Raw genomic sequence first — 17641 nt, forward strand, 5'->3', positions numbered from 1 at the left:
GCAAGCTCTGAATCGAAGCCCCAGTAAACGGCGGCCGTAACTATAACGGTCCTAAGGTAGCGAAATTCCTTGTCGGGTAAGTTCCGACCTGCACGAATGGCGTAACGACTTCCCCGCTGTCTCCAGCATAGACTCAGTGAAATTGAATTCCCCGTGAAGATGCGGGGTTCCTGCGGTTAGACGGAAAGACCCCGTGCACCTTTACTATAGCTTTACATTGGCATTCGTAGTGGCATGTGTAGGATAGGTGGTAGGCTTTGAAACCTGGGCGCCAGCTCAGGTGGAGCCACCCTTGAAATACCACCCTTATTACTATGGATGTCTAACCGCGGCCCGTTATCCGGGTCCGGGACAATGTATGGTGGGTAGTTTGACTGGGGCGGTCGCCTCCTAAAGAGTAACGGAGGCGCGCGATGGTGGGCTCAGAACGGTCGGAAATCGTTCGCTGAGTGCAATGGCATAAGCCTGCCTGACTGCGAGACTGACAAGTCGAGCAGAGACGAAAGTCGGTCATAGTGATCCGGTGGTCCCGCGTGGAAGGGCCATCGCTCAACGGATAAAAGGTACGCCGGGGATAACAGGCTGATGACCCCCAAGAGTCCATATCGACGGGGTTGTTTGGCACCTCGATGTCGACTCATCGCATCCTGGGGCTGGAGCAGGTCCCAAGGGTATGGCTGTTCGCCATTTAAAGCGGTACGTGAGTTGGGTTCAGAACGTCGTGAGACAGTTCGGTCCCTATCTGCCGTGGGTGTAGGAATATTGAAAGGATCTGTCCCTAGTACGAGAGGACCGGGATGGACGGATCTCTGGTGGACCTGTTGTGGCGCCAGCCGCATAGCAGGGTAGCTATATCCGGACGGGATAACCGCTGAAGGCATCTAAGCGGGAAACCCACCTTAAAACGAGTATTCCCTGAGAACCGTGGAAGACGACCACGTTGATAGGCCGGGTGTGGAAGAGCGGCAACGCTTGAAGCTTACCGGTACTAATAGTTCGATCGGCTTGATCGTTCTCATTCCTTATGCTCATCACTCCCAATCGGGACGATGAAGGCACAACAAGACCAGCGAAAAAGCCCCGAGAGGCGACCGACAGCTCCGCTGCCGACGTCTCTCTATGCTTCTTCGCTCAAAAAGCTTCTCGAACAACGTGCGTTTTGCCGACCTGGTGGTTATGGCGGAGCGGCTGCACCCGATCCCATTCCGAACTCGGCCGTGAAACGCTCCAGCGCTGATGGTACTTCGTCTCAAGACGCGGGAGAGTAGGTCGCTGCCAGGTCTGCTAAACGCACGTTCGTCTCTCATCCAGGATCAAAATGATCCGGACGCAGAGAAATCTTCTCTTTATGAACAGGCCCGCCAACGGGATCTCGGGCCGCGAAAGCGGCCCTTTCATTTGGTGAGCCATCTACCTATCTGTAGGCCATCCTATTCGTAGGTGTGCGCTTACCGCCAAAGCAAGCAAACGCTTGCTAAGTTCGGCAAGCAAACGCTTGCCTAGGGTTGACGCGGGGTGGAGCAGCCCGGTAGCTCGTCAGGCTCATAACCTGAAGGTCACAGGTTCAAATCCTGTCCCCGCAACCAAATCAAAAGAGCCCGCCTTGTGCGGGCTCTTTTGTATTTGGCCGTGGTGGCCGACCGATTTTAACCCGTCATCAGAGCCCCGCAAGGCGGCAAAGCCGACGCCGCGGGACAGAAACCCAAATCCCGTCCCCAAAACCAGACAATAAACGGCCCGCCCGGCATCCCGCCGGCGGGCCGTTTTGCTATCCGGATGAACCACAACACCCAAATCAGCCCGCCTGGCTCACAGCCCGCGGGCCGCTCCCGTCCTGGAAGGCGGCCGCCGCCATCAACCCGCTCCCCGGATCCGGGTGCTCAGCCTCCGCTGACGCCGCCGCAAAGCGCAGACCCTTCCGAAGCCGGACCCAACGCCCGACCCAACGGCGAAAGCCGAATCAGAGCGACCATCCCAAACCAAGCCCAGACGAATCTAGCCGCTCAGGGTCTTTCCCTCCCGCCTTCACCGCGCGGAGAACCAGAAGATCGGCCCACCCAAACAATCGCAATCCAAGCTCCAAGACGGCGACAGCGTCACGCTTCTCGCCTCAGGCAAGGGCGGAAAGCCGGGCCTAACGGAGCCCGGCCGATGCCAGTCGCATCAAGGCTTCACGGACATCGACGCGCCGATAGGTTTCGGTGACGAGGCCGTCCCGTCTCAACTCTTGGCGGCGGCGTTCGACAAAGGTGCGTTCCTCGGCGGTCAAATCGTGCTCGCGCTTGCGAAGCCAGTCCTGGTAAGACGAGTCGAGTTCCTTGACCGGCTTGGCCGCCGTTGAAAAAGAAGCCGGCCGGCTCCCGGTGTAACGCGGTCGCAAGGCACTGTTGGGGTTGTATTCGGTTCGCTTGTCGTTGCCAGAAATGACGAGGTCGGGATCCGGGACCCGGCCCGACGGGCTGTAGACGAATGCCGAGGCGATGCGGTCCAGCGCGGCATCGACTTCCTTCGGCCGATGGACTACCTCGCGCGGCGGGCGGTCGGGAACGGCCAGCCTTGTGATGCCGCGATCATTGATGGCGTCGAGCACCTCGCGATGATCACGCGAGGTGATCACCTCACGCCTGGCCGGCCAGAAATCATACGGTGCATGCGCGCCATAGCCCTTGCCGATGTGGAAGGCATAGATCTCCGGATAGACCGTGAGTTCGGTGCGCCGGCTTGGCTTGGTGTCGTAGAAGGAGGTGATGGCGATCTGCAGCAGATGGGTGGCACCGATGCCGCCAAGCGCATCGTCGATCACCAGGCCGAACCGGTCATGCGGGGTCCAGTCCGGCAAGGCCTGCGAGATCGAAGCGGGCTTGCCATCGATCTCGACGTCGAACATATCAGCCTTCAGCAATGTCACGACATGCATTGCGATCTCCGTCATTTTGCGACGATTCGTCAGAATCGTCATCTGATCAGCAGCGCTTGCGCTTGTCAGCCGGCATCCGGCTTGACCCGTTCGAATCGAGGCAAATCAGCCGGGCCTCGCGAGACTCTTTCCCATCTGCTTCGGCATGGTTAATAGTGTCGACTTCGCGGAGGATCGATCATGGAACAAAGCCGGCTATCGAAGAAGGAGCGGCATGAGCTCATTCTGTCGGAAGTGCGGCGCTCGGCCTCCATCCGTATCTCCAGGCTCGCGACTCGCCTTGGTGTCGCCGGCGAGACGATTCGGCGCGATCTCATCGAGCTCGGCGACGCGGGGCTGCTCAATCGAACCTATGGCGGCGCGACGATCTCGCTGGTGACGTCCGAGCCGGTAATCGCCGAGCGCAGCCAGACCATGATCGAGGAGCGCGCCCGTATCGGGCGTGGCGTGGCCGGACTGGTTGAGAAAGGCCAGGTCGTGATGATCGACGGCGGCTCGACGACTTACGAGGCGGCGCGCAATCTCTCGCAGCTGAGGCGCGACTTGACCATCATCACCAACTCCATCGGCGTGGCCTCGGTGGCCGGCGCCAATCCAACCTTCCGGGTTATCCTGTGCCCCGGCACCTATGACAGTCGCGAAGCCAGCGTGCTCGGCGAGGACACGGTGGAATTCGTCAGGCGCTACAATGCCGATGTTGCGATCATCGGCGCCTCGAGCCTGTCCGTGGACGGGCCCAGCGACATGATCTCGGGGGCGGCCGCCGTGAAACGGGCAATGATCGCACGAGCGCTGTCGACAGCGCTTGTGGTGACCCACGACAAGTTCGGTCGCAACAGCCTCGAACGCGTATGCGCAATCGGCGAGCTTTCCGACATCGTCACCGATCGCGAGCCGCAGCCGGCGCTACGCGCCGTCATCGAAGCGGCTGGGACGGAACTCCACGTCCTGGGCGGCGGCTGAACGGGGCCGTCCGACTATCTAATGCGTCGCCAGCAATTTGGGTCGCAGCCAGGCCGTGATGGCGTCGAAGTCGATCGGCCTGGTCGTGTCGACGTCGAAGAGCGGCCCGCGCCGCAGCGGCTTGGCGCGCTTGGCGAGTTCGATCAGTTCGGGGATATAGGCCGCACCGGGATGGCCGGCGGGCGCCGGTCGAGCCTGGCGTGACTGGACAGGGCCAAGGGCTAAACCGGAATCGCTTGCGGCCCCGCCGCCAGCGCCTGCAGGCCAGCGCCGACCACACCGGCGTCGTCGCCGAGCTGGGCGGGTTCGACCTGACATTGATACCTGGGCGCCAGCGCCGGCGCGCGGCCGAGTTCTGCGTGTGCCGCCCGGCCGAGGCCTCCGCCTGCAAACGCTCGGCCTGACCTGAATCCCGCCGCCCCTTAGACTCTGGATCGCCTAGCCGGCATCGCGGTTGGTCAATGCGATGTGGCAGCAGCAGGAGCCGTGGCCGGGCGTCCAGGTGACGTTGTCGAAGCGCACGCCGGTCGTCTCGAACAGGCCACGGTCGAAGGCGCCGGCGATGCGGCAGAGCGTGGCGAGCTTTTCATCGCCAACGCCGGCCTCGACCCAGGCATCCTTCAGCGGGCAGCGCTTAACCTTGAAGGCGATGCGGTCATCGCCGCGCTCGACATCGGTCGGATACATCTGGCCGCCATCAGGGCTGACGGCCAGGAAGGCCTCGCCGATGGCGCGCGCGTCATTAGCGCCGAAGCTGGCGAAGGCCGCGGCCGCCACCTCCTTGCCGCGCTGTTCGATGGCGCGGATCATGATCGCCTCCGCCCTTTCCGGGCCCAGCTCTCCGGTCAGTTCGTCGAGGAAAAGGCGATAGAGATCGGCGCGGTTGCGGAAGGCGGTATCGAGTTCGCGCGACAGTTTCTCGGCTCTGGCTTGCGGATCAGTCATGATGTGTCCTGGTTTGTTGTTTGACCATGATCTCTGGACAAAACGGTTCCCGTCTGTCCGAGAAAACCGGGTCCCACTTTCGAATCATGGTCTGGTCCTGTTCAATCTCGGCGCCGCCGCCACCAGCGCCTTGCCGATGGCCGATTGCGGTGCATCGATGACGGCACGGGCGTCGCCGCTCTCGGCAATCCGTCCGGCATCGAGAAGGATGACGCGGTGGGCGGCGGCGCGGACGACGCCGAGGTCATGGGAAATGAAGAGATAGGCGATCCGTTCCTGCCTTTGCAGGTCAAGCAACAGATCGAGGATCTGTCCGCGCACCGAGACGTCGAGCGCCGAGACCGCTTCGTCAAGCACGATCAACGACGGTTTCGTGGCGATGGCGCGAGCGATGGCCACACGCTGCCGCTGGCCGCCGGAAATTTCATGGATGGCGCGGGGCGCCAGATCGGCCGTCAGCCCGACGCGCTCGAGCAAGGCGGCGATGCGCCGCGGGCGCTCGGTGCGGGAGGCGACTCCATGGATGCGCAAGGGGTCATCGAGAACACGCGCCACCGTGGCGCGCGGGTTAAAGGCGGCGAGTGGATCCTGGAACACCATTTGCAGGCGAGCGCGGCGTGCTCTCAGTGTCGCTCCGCGCAAGGCCAGGAAGTCATCGCCCTCGAATTCGATGCGGCCGGCATCCGGTTCGATCAGGCGCAGCACCAGCCGCGCGATCGTCGACTTGCCGCTGCCGGAGGGGCCGGCCAATGCCAGTGTTTCGCCGGGTTCGATATGAAAAGAGATATCGTCGGCCGCGATGACGGTCTTGCCGCCGCGACGGTAGCGTTTGGTGAGGTTGGACACCGAGAGCAAGCTCATCCGTGGAGCTCGCTTCGATTCAGTAGCGGTTCAGCGTCGAGCCCGATATGGGCGTCGAGCAAGGCGCGGGTGTAAGTTTGAGTTGGAGCGCCGACAATCCGTGCCGTCGCGCCAAGCTCGACCAGCTGGCCGTGGCGGAAGACGGCGATGCGCTCGGCGAGCTCTGCCGCCAGGGCGATGTCGTGGCTGATGAACAGCAGCGTCATGCCGTCCTCGGCCGCCAGCCGGCGGATCAAAGCGACGATCTCGGCCTGCACGATGGTGTCGAGCGCGCTGGTCGCTTCGTCGGCGATCAGCAGCTTCGGTCCGGCAGCGATCGCGGCGGCGATCGCCACGCGCTGCTTCTGGCCGCCGGAGAGCTGATGCGGAAAGGCACGCAGGGCCGAGTCCGGGTCGGGCAAGTGGACGCGTTGGAGCAAGGTTCTTGCCTTCGCGTATGCCTGAGGCCAGGCAAGGCCGAGATGAGTGCGGGCGACTTCGGCGATCTGTTTGCCGACGGTCATGACAGGATCGAGACTGGCGGAAGGGTCCTGAAAGACGAAACCGATGTCGCGACCGCCGAGGGGAGGTTGGCCATGGCCGGGCCATTCAAGTCTCCCACCAACCAATGATGAAGCCGGCAGCAACCCCGCGATCGCCAGCGCCAGCGTGCTCTTGCCGGAGCCGCTTTCGCCGATGATGGCAAGGCGCTCGCCGGCCATAATATCGAAGCTGACGTCCTTCAGCGCCGCCACCTCGCTGCCGTCGCGGCGGTAAGTCACCGTCAGGTCGCGGATCGACGCCAGCACGGTCACGACAGGCCTCTTCTGACCGCCGTCGTTTCGACGATGCCTTCGCCGGCCAGATAGACGCCGAGTACCGTCAACACCAGCGCTATTCCTGGGACGATCGACAGGAAGGGCGCGGTGCGCAGCACGGCGCGGCCTTCCGCGATCATCCCGCCCCAGGTGACGAGGTTGGGATCGCCGAGGCCGAGGAAGGACAAGGCCGCCTCGGTGAGGATCGCGGCGGCGACGATCACCGAGGACATTGCCAGAACCGGCGGCAAGGCGTTGGGCAGCACCTCGCGAAAGGCGATCGCCAGCGGATGCATGCCGATGGCGCGGGCGCTGGCGACATAATCGCGCTCGCGAATGGAGAGGACTTCGGCGCGGGCAATGCGAGCCGGTCCGGTCCAGGTGCCGAGCGCTATCGCCGCGACGACAATGCCGAGCGATGGTCCGACGACGCTGACGAAGGCCAGCGCGAGCAGGAAGCTCGGCACGGTCTGGAAGGCGTCGGTGATGCGCATCAGAACCTCGTCGGCGAGGCCACCGGCAAAGCCTGCCAGAGTGCCTATCACCGCGCCGATGGCGAGTGCCGCCGCCGCTGCTGCAAGGCCGACGGCCAGGGAGGTGCGGGCGCCATGGAAAAGCTCCGCCAGCACGTCGCGGCCGAGCCGGTCAGTGCCGAGCGGCAGCGACCAATCCTGGAAGGGTGGCAGCAGCGCCGGGCCGGCGATGGCTTGCGGGTCGCCGGGAAACAGCAGCGGCGAGAAGAGCGCCATCGCAATCAGCGCGGCCAGAAGGATGGCACCGGCGACGGCCTCGGGCGTGCGCAGGAAGCGGCGCAGCGGGTTCATGCGCTGGCCTCGCCAGCACCGACGCGCGGGTCGAGGAAGGCATAGGCGATGTCGACGAGAAGGTTGATGATGATGACCAGGACGGCGCTGGTGAGGATGATGCCGAGCAGCAGGGGCGTATCGCGCGAAGCCACCGCTTCCTGCGCCAGCCGGCCGAGGCCGGGCACGGAAAAGACGCTCTCGATAACAACGCTGCCGCCGAGCATCTGCGCCGACTGCAGGCCAAGCATGGTGACCAGCGGCAAGAGCGCATTGCGGGCGACGTGGGCGAGCACGATGCGGCGGCGCGACAGCCCCCTGGCGCGGGCGGCCAGCACGAAATCCTGGCGCCAGGCCTCGGCCATGCCGGCGCGCATCATGCGCAGGTAGAGCGCCAGATAGATGAAGCCAAGGGCGCAAACCGGCAGGACAAGATGGACGGCGATGTCGGCCGCACGGTCGAGACCGGTCTTGTCGGAGGCGAGGCTCTCAATGCCGCCGATCGGCAGCCAGCGCAGGTCGACGGCAAAGATCACGATCAGCACCAGGCCGAGCCAGAAACCCGGCACGGCATAGAGCGCCAGCGAGCCGATCGAGAGGAAGCGGTCGCGGAAACTGCCGGGGCGGGCACCGGCATAGATCCCCAGTGTCGAGCCGAGGCCGAAGGACAGCGCGGTAGCGCTGACCATCAAGAGAAGCGTGTTGGGCAGACGCTCGAGGATGACGTCGCGGATCGGCCTGGAGAAGGTTACCGACTGGCCGAGATCCAAATGCAGCAGCGCCCAGAGGTAGTTGGCGAGCCGCGTCAGTTCCGACTGGTCGAGACCCCAGCGATGACGCAGCAATTCGATCATGCCGGCGTCGCCGCCGGTCGAGACGATGTATGCGTCGACCGCATCGCCGGGTGCGGCCTCGAGCAAGAGGAAAGTGCCGATGACGACGATCAGCAGCACGAAGACACTGCCGAGGAGGCGGCGGCGGATGAGGGTGAGGGCGCGGGTCATGGTCGCCTTACCCTCTCCACAAGGGGGAGGGTGAGGTTGGCGCTGTCCGGCGGGACAGAGGGGGGCACGAAGGAACTCTCATTCTCGAACCTTGAGCACCCGGATTTGCGACGCGCAAGCCTGCAGGGAACGCTAGCCAGCCAGATATGTGTCCGCCCAGTTCGAGACAGCCCAGCGCGGATTGTTGGCGATGTTGCCCACCGTGTCGCGCGCGACGCTGATGAAGCTCCATTCGGCGACGTTGATCAGCGGCAGGTCGGCTGTCACCTCCTTCTGGAACTCCTTGTAGAGGTCGGTGCGGGCCGTGGTGTCGAGCGTTTCCGAGGCCTTGGTGATCAGCGCGTCGAGCGCATCGTTCTTGTAGCCGCCCTGGTTGGAGAACGGCACGCCATCGGGAATGCCGCTCTGCACCAGGATGGTGGTCGAGATCGCCGGGTCGCCGCGGAATACGGGCGGGCCGACGGCGAGATCGAAGGCATGGTCGGTGTAGACGGCCTTGATGTGCGCGGCGGAATCGTTGTTGACCAACTGCGCGTCGATGCCGATGGCTGCCAGTGCCTGGCGCAGATAGTCGCCGAACTGCTTGGTCTCGTTGAAATAGGGCGCCGGCAAAAGTTTCAGCGTGAAGCGCTTGCCGTCCGGGCCTTTCTTGTAGCCGGCTTCGTCGAGCAACGCGTTGGCCTTGGCGACGTCGAAGGCATAGGTCGGCACGTCGGCGGTGTAGAATTGCGGATCGTTCTTCGGCACCGGACCGGTGGCAGTCGCGGCATAGCCGAGGAACACCGTCTTGACGACGAAGTCCTTGTCGATGGCGTGCGCGATGGCCTGGCGCACTTTCAGATCGGCCAGTTCCTTGCGGCGATGGTTGATCTCGACGACGAGCTGATAGGTCAGTCCCTCATAGCCCTTGGAGATCACCTTCAGGCCGGGCACCTTGGAGATGCGGTCGAGGTCGGCCAGCGGCACGGCGGAGAAGGCGGCGAGCTGGATCTCCTCGGCTTCGAGCGCGCTCGCCGCCGAGGTGCGGTCGGGCAGAACCTGGTAGATGATCTCGTCGAGATAGGGCTCGTCCTTCCCCCAGTAATCGGTGTTCTTGATCAGCCGATAATACTGGCCGGCCTTGTACTCGCCGAACCTGAACGGGCCGGTGCCGATGGGGGCGGTGTTGGCCGGGTTGTCCTCGATCTTGCCGACTTCGTAGACGTGTTTCGGCACGACACTGCTCAGCGCCGGCAATGAGTTGCGGATCAGCTGGAACGGGGTCGGCCTGGCGAATTTGAAGACGGCGGTGAGATCGTCAGGCGTCTCCACGCTGGCAAGGTCCTTGAACACGGTGCGGCCGAGATTCTGCAGCGGCTTCCAGATCTGCAGCGCCGAGAAGGCGACGTCGGCGGAGGTGAACGGCTTGCCGTCATGCCATTTGACGCCTTCGCGCAGTTTGAACGTCGCCGAGAGCCCATCGGCGGAACCTTCCCAGCTCAGCGCCAGGCGTGGCGCGAGCCCGTCCTTGCCATCGAAGGAGGCTTCGGCCAGCGTTTCGACGATCTTGCTGGAGATGAAGAAGACGCCGTTGGAGGCGACGATCGCCGGGTTGAGGTTGCGCGGTTCGGAGTCCGCGGCCAATACCAGCCGTCCACCCTTCTTCGGCGTCTGCGTCCAGCCCAATGTCGGCATGGCCGTGGAGGCCAGAAGCATCGCCGAGCCGGCAAGCATCGTGCGTCTGGAAATCGTGGAACCTGGCATGATCGAACTCCGTCCTCTCCGCGACCCCTTCGGGCGCGACAACACCCCTCGAATGCCGGCGTCGGCATCCTTGCGGCGGCGATTATGAGCCTTGCCGAGGGTTTCGCCAGAGACGGAATTGGCGCATCCTCGCTTGGCTTTGAAATTTTCGTCCGCTGGACCAGTTTGACAGAACGGATCCAGGTTCGCCAATCTGGTAGGACCAGATTTGGCGCATATGCGACAGATGACGAGTTGGTGACCGTCCAGCAGCGCCGTTCGTGTATTTCTGGCTAGACCAGAGTGGGCGAAATGGTGCAGATTTGATCCACAGCCAAGGGATATGGGCGAAACAGCATCGATCCCAGGCAAATTCGGGGAGAGAGATATGAATATTGCGCCGGGCAAGAATGCCGTCAGCAATATCCCATTTGACCAGGCGAGGGTCGACCGGCTGATGGAGGAGGCCGGCATCGATGTGCTGCTCGCAACTTCCAAGCACAACACCCAGTACCTGCTCGGCGGCTACAAGTTCATCTTCTTCGCCGCCATGGATGCGATCGGCCACAGCCGTTACCTGCCCATCGTCGTCTACGAAAAGGGCGGCCCGGATCACGCGGCCTATATCGGCAACCGCATGGAAGGCGGCGAGCACCAGAACCATCCGTTCTGGACACCGACGCTGCACGCCGCCTGCTGGGGCACGCTGGACGCCGCCAATCTTGCCGTCGAACATCTGCAAAAGATCGGCAAGGCCGGTGCCCGCATCGGCATCGAGCCCGGCTTCCTGCCGTCGGATGCCTACACGCTGATCCGCAAGGCGCTGCCGGAAGCGAAACTGATCGACGCGACCGACATGCTGGAACGCATGCGCGCCATCAAGACCGACGCCGAACTGGAGAAGTTGCGCACCGCCTCCGAACTGATCACCGATTCCATGCTGGCGACCATCGGCTGGGCGCGCGAAGGCACGACCAAGGTCGAGATGATCGAACATTTGCGGCGCGAGGAAACCAATCGCGGCGCGCATTTCGAATATTGCCTGCTGACGCTGGGTTCAAGCCACAACCGCGCCGCCTCACCGCAGGCTTGGAAGAAGGGCGAGGTGCTGTCGATCGATTCCGGCGGCAATTACCACGGCTATATCGGCGACCTCTGCCGGATGGGCATTCTGGGTGAACCGGACGCCGAGCTGGAGGATCTGCTGGCCGAGGTCGAGGCGGTGCAGCAGGCGGCGTTCTCGAAGGTCAGAGCGGGCACGCTGGGCGGTGACATGATTTCGCATGCCGAAGGCGTGCTGAAGAAATCCAAGGTCGCGGCCTATACGGATTTCTTCGCCCACGGCATGGGCCTGATCACGCATGAGGCGCCATTCCTGATGACCAACCATCCGGTGACCTATGAAGGCACCTATGCGGCCAAGCCGCTGGAAAAGAACATGGTGCTGTCGGTCGAGACGACCATGCTTCACCCGACACGCGGCTTCATCAAGCTGGAGGATACGCTTGCGGTGACGGACGCTGGCTATGTGATGTTCGGTGATCGCGGCAGGGGATGGAACCGGGGTGGTCTTTAACGTCGAACGCCGCCGCCGCCCTCATCTGCCTGCCGGCATCTCTCCCCGTAGAACGGGAGAAGGGTGCAGCGTCGATAGCAGCGCTTTCTCCCAGTCACTATACGGGGAGAAATGTCCGGCAGGACAATGAGGGGCAGCGCTGCCCTCGCATAAATCTAGTCGGTCAGTTGCCCCGCTGGGATCAGCCTGAAATCCGGCAACTCACGCAGCACCAGTTCCGGCCCAGCCGGTGAATAGACAACGAAGAGCTGCATCGGTTCATCGCCAGTGTTCAGAGTCGAATGAAACCGGCTTTCCGGCACATAGATGGTGCAGCCGGGGCCGACCTTCGCCACCACCGGATTGCCGTTCTCGTCCTCGACCATCTGCTCGCCATGGCCCGAGATGACGAAGATGATTTCTTCCGCGCCCGGATGGTTGTGGCGGGTGTGGCCCTTGCCGGAAGGCAGGTCGACGACGCCGCCGGAAAAGCGGGTAGCGCCATTCACTTCCGGTGCCACCGTCAGCGCCAGCCTGCCCCAGTCGAAGCCGAAGGCGCTGACGTCCTTCGGATAGACAAACACCTTGCTCTTGTCCGTCATCTCTCTCATCCCTTCTTTTTCTTCGTGGTCGCTGTGTCGCCCAGTGTGACAGCCTTGAAATCGGCCGTCTGTCTGGCGATCGCGGCTTCCGCCGGCAGCCGCTCCATCGAACTCGCGCCGTAGAAGCCATGCAGGCCCTTGGCGCGAGACAGAATGTAGCGGGCGTCATCCGGCATCGAGATCGGGCCGCCATGGCAAAGCAGGATGACATCCTTGCGCACCGAGCGTGCCGCCTCGGCGATGGCGTCGATCGCGACCACGCAGTCGTCGAGCGACTTGGCCGAGGTGGCGCCGATCGAGCCGCCCGTCGTCACGCCCATATGGGCAACGACGATGTCGGCGCCGGCCTTGGTCATGGCGCGGGCCTCGTCGGGGTTAAAGACATAGGGCGTGGTCAAGAGGTCGAGCTTGTGCGCCTCGGCGATCATGTCGACCTCGAGCCCGAAGCCCATGCCGGTTTCCTCGAAACTCTGCCGCATGGTGCCGTCGAACAGGCCGATGGTCGGAAAGTTCTGCACACCGGAAAAGCCCATCGTCTTCAGCTCGGCCAGAAGCAGCGGCATGATGACGAAGGGATCGGTGCCGTTGACGCCGGCCAGCACCGGTGTCTTCTTGACCACCGGCAGCACCTCATAGGCCATTTCCTTGACGATCTCGTTGGCATTGCCATAGGCAAGCAGGCCGGCGGCGGAGCCGCGACCGGCCATGCGATAGCGGCCGGAATTGTAGATGATGATCAGGTCGATGCCGCCGGCTTCCTCGGCCTTGGCCGACAGGCCGGTGCCGGCGCCGCCGCCGACGATCGGCACGCCCTTGTCGATCATTCCACGGAATTTCTTCAGTATGTCCTTGCGCGGTATTGCGGGCATTTCTTGGAACCTCAGTGTCTGGCTATTTCGAGAAAAGCCGCGACCGCGGCCCTGGCGAATTCGGGGTCGTTGATGTGCAATGGCAAGCGCGTGACGCGGCGGTTGGCGCTTGGCTTGATCGAGCGCTCGATGGCTTCGAACAACACAGCGTCGGCCTGTTGATCGAAGAAGGCACCGCCCTCGATGTCGAGTGCCGAGACGCCTTTTTCAGGAATGAGAAAATGCACCGGCCCCTCGCAGAGGGAGAGCCTGGTGCCGATCCACTCACCGATCGCGCGGCATTCGTCCGCGCTTGTGCGCATAAGCGTGACGTTGGGATTGTGCTCGTAGAAAAGCCGGCCGCGATCGCGTTCCGGTATGGTCGACGGCGCCCAGAAGTTGACCATGTCGAGCGCGCCGACCGAACCGACATAGGGTAGCTTGCTGCGGGCGATCGCGCCGAAGCGATCCTCCGTTGCCGGCAACACGCCGCCGAACAGGAGGTCGCAAACCTCGGTCGTGGTGATGTCGATGACACCGGACAGCAGGCCGCTGTCGGCCAGCTTTTCCATGCTGCGGCCGCCGGTGCCGGTGGCGTGGAAGACCATGCAATCATATCCGGAGCGGAGCTGATCGGCGATCGCCGTCACGCAAGGCGTGGTGACGCCGAACATGGTGAGCCCGATCGACGGCTTGCCGTCGGGCGCCGGCGCCGGGCTTGTCGCCATGCCCGATATCGCCTGGGCGGCGTTGTGCAGCACGACGCGGGAAAGCCTATTCAGCCCCGCCATGTCGGTCACCGATGGCATCATGATGATGTCGGAGACGTCGACATAAGGCGCCGTGTCACCGGAGGCGAGCGTCGAGACCATGAGTTTCGGCAGACCGAGCGGCAGCGCACGCATGCCCGACGTGATGATTGAGGTGCCGCCGCCGCCGCCTATGCCGATTACGGCGGCGATGTCGCTTCGCGATCGGACGAAGCGGGTGAAGGCGGTGCCCATGGCGGCAACCGCGGCGCCACGGTCATCGCCGCCGAGCACGGCCGCGCTGCCGTCAGGATGATGACCGGCCACCTGCTTCGCGCTGATGTCGACGGGAACGCTTGAAGCACGTGTTCCGACATCAACGCGAGAAACGGCAGCGCCCGTGGCGGCGATAGCGTCCGCCAGGAAGGCAAGTTCCTCGCCCTTGGTGTCGGCGGTGCCCACGACGTAGATGCGCTTCATGGGCGGTTCCCAGGTCATTGCAAATTTTTGAGACGCGCGTATCATATTGATATGGATATCTCACGTCAACGAGCCACTGCACGCGACGACACGGAGCGGGGAAGCGGCCAGGCCGCCGAGCGTGGACCCCGGGCGCGCACGAAACGCCTGATGCTTGAGACGGCGATACGGCTGATGCAGGCGGGCGTCACGCCGTCGGTGAGCGAGGTGGCGGAAGCGGCGCAGGTTTCCCGCGCCACGGCCTACCGCTATTTCCCCAGCCAGGCGGCATTGGTGCAGGCCGTCGTCGACGAGGGGCTGGGACCAATCCTGACCTGGCAATCGACCTCTGCCGACGCCGAGCGCAGGGTCGCGGATCTGTTCGACACGGCGATGCCGCGCATCGAGGCTTTTGAGGCGACGTTCAAGGCGGCGCTGAAACTGTCGCTCGATCAATGGGCGCGACGCCAGGCCGGTACGCTGGGCGGCGAGCCGGCCTTCACGCGCGGTCATCGCGTCGATTTGCTGCAGCAGGCGATCGCGCCGCTCAAGGGCCATTTGCCGCCGCGCGACTTCAAGCGTCTGGCGCAGGCGCTGTCGCTGATCTTCGGCGTCGAGGTGCTGATCGTGCTCAAGGATATCTGGGGTCTGGACAGCCGCAAGACGCGGTCCGTCGCGCAATGGGCGGCAGGCGCCCTGGTGCGCGCGGCGGTGGCGGAATCGATTGGTGATGGAGGCGACGACGGCTCAGGGGTGGCCATGAAGTAGGATCTATCTGGTTCGACCAGATTTGCATGTCGACTATCAATATTATCCCTGACGCAGGGAGCTGTGCAACACCCTTGCGTATCATTGAGTAGGAAAATCATTGGAAAACAGGCAGATAAAGCCTGGATTCCGTCGGAATGGCCAGCCCCGTCTTCCAAGAAAGGGCTTGACGACGACGCAAAATTGGTAATACCAGATTAGAAAAGAAAAGTGGATCAAGTGAGGGCTGCGATCCATTTTCCGGCAGGGCGAGGAGGCCCGGAACCGGAAAGGTGCGATCACGGGAGGAACTACCAGGGCCGGCTTCGTCGCCGGCTCGTACGACAAGGTAGAATGCGCACAAGGGAGGAAATCATTATGCGCAAGTTAGTGACCAGCATGCTTGCTGGTATCGGCTTAACGCTTGCCTGCGGAACGTCCGTCTACGCGCAGGAAAAGTCGCTCACCATCTTCTGGGCGGAATGGGATCCGGCCAATTACCTGCAGGAACTCGGCAACGAGTACGAGAAGGAAACCGGCGTCAAGATCACGGTGGAGACCACGCCGTGGGCCGACTTCCAGACGAAGGCCTTCACCGAGTTCAACGCCCATGGTGACGCCTATGACCTGGTCGTCGGCGACTCGCAATGGCTGGGCGCCGGCTCGACCGGTGGCCACTATGTCGACCTGACGGACTTCTTCAAGAAGCACGATCTCGGCAATGTCATGGCGCCGGCGACGGTGAAATATTACGCCGAATATCCCGGCAACAGCGGCAAGTACTGGGCCATTCCGCTCGAAGGCGACGCCGTCGGCTGGTCCTACCGCAAGGACTGGTTCGAGGATCCCAAGGAGAAGGAAGCGTTCAAGGCCAAGTATGGCTACGACCTCGATGTGCCGAAGGATTTCAAGGCGCTGCGCGACATAGCCGAGTTCTTCTATCGGCCCGACCAGAAGCGCTACGGCATCGCGATCTATACCGACAATTCCTATGACGCGATGGCAATGGGCTTCGAGAACGCGCTGTTCTCCTACGGCGGCGAGCTGGGTGACTATGCGACCTACAAGGTCGATGGCCACATCAATTCCGACAAGGCCGTAGCCGCGCTCGACGCCTACAAGGAACTCTACAAGTTCACGCCTCCCGGCTGGGCCAAATCGTTCTTCGTCGAGGACAACCAGGCGATCACCGAGAACCTGGCGGCGATGAGCATGAACTTCTTCGCTTTCTTCCCCTCGCTGATCAACGAGGCCTCGAACCCGAACGCCAAGAACACCGGCTTCTTCGCCAACCCGCCGGGACCGAATGGCGACCAGTTCGCCGCACTCGGAGGTCAGGGCATCTCCGTCATCTCGTACTCGAAGAAGCAGGACGAGGCGATGAAGTTCCTTGAATGGTTCATCAAGGACGAGACCCAGAAGAAGTGGGCGGCCCTTGGCGGCTACACCTGCAGCGCGGCGGTGCTCAAATCGCCGGAATTCCAGAGCGCAACGCCTTACAACAAGGCCTTCTACGAGACCATGTTCAAGGTGAAGGACTTCTGGGCTGTGCCGGAATACGCCGAACTGCTGCAGCAGCTCAACCAGCGCATCTACCCCTACATGATCGGCGGCGACGGTACCGCCAAGGAAACGCTGGACGCGCTGGCCGCAGACTGGAACGCGACGTTCAAGAAGTACGGCCGCGTTCAGTAACAATCATGCCTCACGGAGGGGGCGGTGGTGCCTCCTCCGTTTCTTTTTCTGCAAATGGGAGAGGGGTCTTGGCGACCACGATGATCACAACGCTGGACAGGTCCTCGCGGGCGGCCACGCGCGGCCTGAGCGACATTTCGATCCGCAACCTCTTCATTGTTCCGACGGTCCTGTTCCTGATCGTCTTCAACATCTTTCCGCTGATCTATTCGCTTGGCTATTCCTTCACCGACTTCCGGGCCTCGACCAACGCGCCGGCGAATTTCGTCGGGCTGCAGAATTATCGCGACCTGCTCAACGATCCCTATGTCTGGTCCAACTTCGCCATCACGGCGAAATACGTCATCATCTCGGTCGCCGGTCAGCTGCTTGTCGGTTTCGGCGTGGCGATGCTGCTCAACCGCGACATCCCGCTAAAGGGCCTTATCACCACGCTGCTGCTGCTGCCGATGATGCTGTCGATGGCTGTTGTCGGCTTGTTCTGGAAGCTTCTCTACGACCCGTCGTGGGGCGTCATCAACTATGCGCTTGGGCTCGGCAATTTCGAGTGGCTGGCCGATCCCAAGATGGCGCTCTACGCCGTCGCGCTGACCGACATCTGGATGTGGTCGCCCTTCGTCATGCTGTTGTCGCTGGCAGGGCTCTCGGCGGTGCCGAAGCATCTCTACGAGGCCGCCGCGATCGACCGCGCCGGGCCGTTCTATACGTTCTTCCGCATCACGCTGCCGCTGGTGGCGCCGATCCTGATGATCGCGGTCATTTTCCGCACCATGGAAGCGTTCAAGACTTTCGACCTCGCCTACATCCTGACCAGCCAGCCGACGGCTGAACTGATCTCGATCCGGCTCTACAAGATGGCGTTCCAGGAATGGCAGACCGGGCGCTCCTGCGCGATGGCCTACATCGTGCTGATCATGGTGCTGGCCATCACCAACATCTACGTCAAATACCTCAACAAGGTGAAGGAGCGCTGA

General features: G+C 62.8%; 15 protein-coding genes, 1 tRNA gene and 2 rRNA genes (1 of these 18 running past the window's edge). 8 read left to right on the forward strand and 10 right to left on the reverse strand.

Going from position 1 to position 17641, the window contains the following annotated elements:
• The 3 genes from EB230_RS08985 to EB230_RS08995 all read left to right on the forward strand — a co-directional run.
• Positions 1–1013, forward strand: a 23S ribosomal RNA gene (locus EB230_RS08985); it begins 1785 nt to the left of the window's first position.
• A 153-nt stretch (positions 1014–1166) separates the two neighbouring features.
• Positions 1167–1281: ribosomal RNA gene (gene rrf / locus EB230_RS08990) — 5S ribosomal RNA — on the forward strand.
• Positions 1282–1509: 228 nt separating this feature from the next.
• Positions 1510–1586, forward strand: a tRNA-Met gene (locus tag EB230_RS08995).
• Positions 1587–2134: 548 nt separating this feature from the next.
• Here the strand turns inward: EB230_RS08995 and EB230_RS09000 are convergent.
• Positions 2135–2932 (reverse strand): hypothetical protein, encoded by a 798-nt coding sequence (locus EB230_RS09000; protein WP_172372089.1) that lies wholly within the window; start codon positions 2930–2932, stop codon positions 2135–2137.
• Positions 2933–3097: 165 nt separating this feature from the next.
• On the opposite strand from EB230_RS09000, the gene EB230_RS09005 reads away from it, so the two are divergent.
• On the forward strand, positions 3098–3880 hold the full coding sequence (locus EB230_RS09005) for a DeoR/GlpR family DNA-binding transcription regulator (protein ID WP_056568248.1): 783 nt from the start codon (positions 3098–3100) through the stop codon (positions 3878–3880).
• Between the two features lie 438 nt (positions 3881–4318).
• Here the strand turns inward: EB230_RS09005 and EB230_RS09010 are convergent, their stop codons facing one another.
• From EB230_RS09010 to EB230_RS09035, 6 genes are all read right to left on the reverse strand, one after another.
• Positions 4319–4825 carry an L-2-amino-thiazoline-4-carboxylic acid hydrolase gene (locus EB230_RS09010; protein WP_056568253.1) on the reverse strand — a complete coding sequence of 169 codons (507 nt, stop codon included), beginning with the start codon at positions 4823–4825 and terminating at the stop codon, positions 4319–4321.
• A gap of 84 nt (positions 4826–4909) precedes the next feature.
• Entirely contained in the window at positions 4910–5686 is a 777-nt protein-coding gene (locus EB230_RS09015; RefSeq protein ID WP_065005526.1) for an ATP-binding cassette domain-containing protein, read from the reverse strand.
• On the reverse strand, positions 5683–6480 hold the full coding sequence (locus EB230_RS09020; RefSeq protein WP_065005527.1) for an ABC transporter ATP-binding protein: 798 nt from the start codon (positions 6478–6480) through the stop codon (positions 5683–5685). Before EB230_RS09020 ends, EB230_RS09015 begins: the two co-directional genes overlap by 4 nt.
• A complete protein-coding gene (locus tag EB230_RS09025) occupies positions 6477–7307 on the reverse strand; it encodes an ABC transporter permease (protein ID WP_056568261.1) in 831 nt (276 codons plus the stop codon). Before EB230_RS09025 ends, EB230_RS09020 begins: the two co-directional genes overlap by 4 nt.
• Positions 7304–8290 carry an ABC transporter permease gene (locus tag EB230_RS09030; RefSeq protein WP_056568264.1) on the reverse strand — a complete coding sequence of 329 codons (987 nt, stop codon included), beginning with the start codon at positions 8288–8290 and terminating at the stop codon, positions 7304–7306. The genes EB230_RS09025 and EB230_RS09030 overlap by 4 nt, the downstream gene beginning before the upstream one ends.
• A 132-nt stretch (positions 8291–8422) precedes the next feature.
• Positions 8423–10033 (reverse strand): ABC transporter substrate-binding protein, encoded by a 1611-nt coding sequence (locus EB230_RS09035; RefSeq protein ID WP_172372092.1) that lies wholly within the window; start codon positions 10031–10033, stop codon positions 8423–8425.
• Positions 10034–10400: 367 nt separating this feature from the next.
• On the opposite strand from EB230_RS09035, the gene EB230_RS09040 reads away from it, so the two are divergent.
• Positions 10401–11588 carry a Xaa-Pro peptidase family protein gene (locus tag EB230_RS09040; RefSeq protein ID WP_056568270.1) on the forward strand — a complete coding sequence of 396 codons (1188 nt, stop codon included), beginning with the start codon at positions 10401–10403 and terminating at the stop codon, positions 11586–11588.
• 155 nt (positions 11589–11743) lie between these two features.
• Here the strand turns inward: EB230_RS09040 and EB230_RS09045 are convergent, their stop codons facing one another.
• The 3 genes from EB230_RS09045 to EB230_RS09055 are packed head-to-tail and all read right to left on the reverse strand — an operon-like array spanning position 11744 to position 14246.
• On the reverse strand, positions 11744–12169 hold the full coding sequence (locus EB230_RS09045; protein ID WP_056568274.1) for a cupin domain-containing protein: 426 nt from the start codon (positions 12167–12169) through the stop codon (positions 11744–11746).
• Positions 12170–12174: 5 nt separating this feature from the next.
• Positions 12175–13038, reverse strand: coding sequence for a phosphoenolpyruvate hydrolase family protein (locus EB230_RS09050; protein WP_056568278.1), 864 nt, complete (start codon positions 13036–13038; stop codon positions 12175–12177).
• Positions 13039–13049: 11 nt separating this feature from the next.
• Complete coding sequence (locus EB230_RS09055) at positions 13050–14246, reverse strand: Tm-1-like ATP-binding domain-containing protein (protein WP_172372094.1); 1197 nt, start codon at positions 14244–14246, stop codon at positions 13050–13052.
• 51 nt (positions 14247–14297) lie between these two features.
• Between EB230_RS09055 and EB230_RS09060 the strand changes: the two genes are divergently transcribed.
• The 3 genes from EB230_RS09060 (at position 14298) to EB230_RS09070 (ending at position 17641) form a co-directional block, all read left to right on the forward strand.
• Positions 14298–14993: a TetR/AcrR family transcriptional regulator gene (locus tag EB230_RS09060; RefSeq protein ID WP_056568280.1), complete on the forward strand. Its 696-nt coding sequence runs from the start codon at positions 14298–14300 to the stop codon at positions 14991–14993.
• Between the two features lie 357 nt (positions 14994–15350).
• On the forward strand, positions 15351–16667 hold the full coding sequence (locus tag EB230_RS09065; protein ID WP_172348494.1) for an ABC transporter substrate-binding protein: 1317 nt from the start codon (positions 15351–15353) through the stop codon (positions 16665–16667).
• Between the two features lie 68 nt (positions 16668–16735).
• The gene (locus EB230_RS09070) at positions 16736–17641 is read left to right on the forward strand and encodes a sugar ABC transporter permease (protein ID WP_056568286.1); all 906 of its coding nucleotides are present in this window, start codon (positions 16736–16738) and stop codon (positions 17639–17641) included.

Origin of the sequence: Mesorhizobium sp. NZP2234 (assembly GCF_013170765.1) — a bacterium.
Taxonomy (GTDB): domain Bacteria; phylum Pseudomonadota; class Alphaproteobacteria; order Rhizobiales; family Rhizobiaceae; genus Mesorhizobium; species Mesorhizobium loti_D.

Excerpts from the sequence above, each read along its gene's own strand:
- EB230_RS09045 (WP_056568274.1), bottom strand. The coding sequence starts at position 12,169 with ATGACGGACAAGAGCAAGGTGTTTGTCTATCCGAAGGACGTCAGCGCC.
- EB230_RS09015 (WP_065005526.1), bottom strand. The coding sequence starts at position 5,686 with ATGAGCTTGCTCTCGGTGTCCAACCTCACCAAACGCTACCGTCGCGGC.
- EB230_RS09060 (WP_056568280.1), top strand. The coding sequence starts at position 14,298 with ATGGATATCTCACGTCAACGAGCCACTGCACGCGACGACACGGAGCGG.
- EB230_RS09055 (WP_172372094.1), bottom strand. The coding sequence starts at position 14,246 with ATGAAGCGCATCTACGTCGTGGGCACCGCCGACACCAAGGGCGAGGAA.
- EB230_RS09050 (WP_056568278.1), bottom strand. The coding sequence starts at position 13,038 with ATGCCCGCAATACCGCGCAAGGACATACTGAAGAAATTCCGTGGAATG.
- EB230_RS09005 (WP_056568248.1), top strand. The coding sequence starts at position 3,098 with ATGGAACAAAGCCGGCTATCGAAGAAGGAGCGGCATGAGCTCATTCTG.
- EB230_RS09040 (WP_056568270.1), top strand. The coding sequence starts at position 10,401 with ATGAATATTGCGCCGGGCAAGAATGCCGTCAGCAATATCCCATTTGAC.
- EB230_RS09065 (WP_172348494.1), top strand. The coding sequence starts at position 15,351 with ATGCGCAAGTTAGTGACCAGCATGCTTGCTGGTATCGGCTTAACGCTT.
- EB230_RS09035 (WP_172372092.1), bottom strand. The coding sequence starts at position 10,033 with ATGCCAGGTTCCACGATTTCCAGACGCACGATGCTTGCCGGCTCGGCG.
- EB230_RS09010 (WP_056568253.1), bottom strand. The coding sequence starts at position 4,825 with ATGACTGATCCGCAAGCCAGAGCCGAGAAACTGTCGCGCGAACTCGAT.
- EB230_RS09030 (WP_056568264.1), bottom strand. The coding sequence starts at position 8,290 with ATGACCCGCGCCCTCACCCTCATCCGCCGCCGCCTCCTCGGCAGTGTC.
- EB230_RS09025 (WP_056568261.1), bottom strand. The coding sequence starts at position 7,307 with ATGAACCCGCTGCGCCGCTTCCTGCGCACGCCCGAGGCCGTCGCCGGT.
- EB230_RS09000 (WP_172372089.1), bottom strand. The coding sequence starts at position 2,932 with ATGACGGAGATCGCAATGCATGTCGTGACATTGCTGAAGGCTGATATG.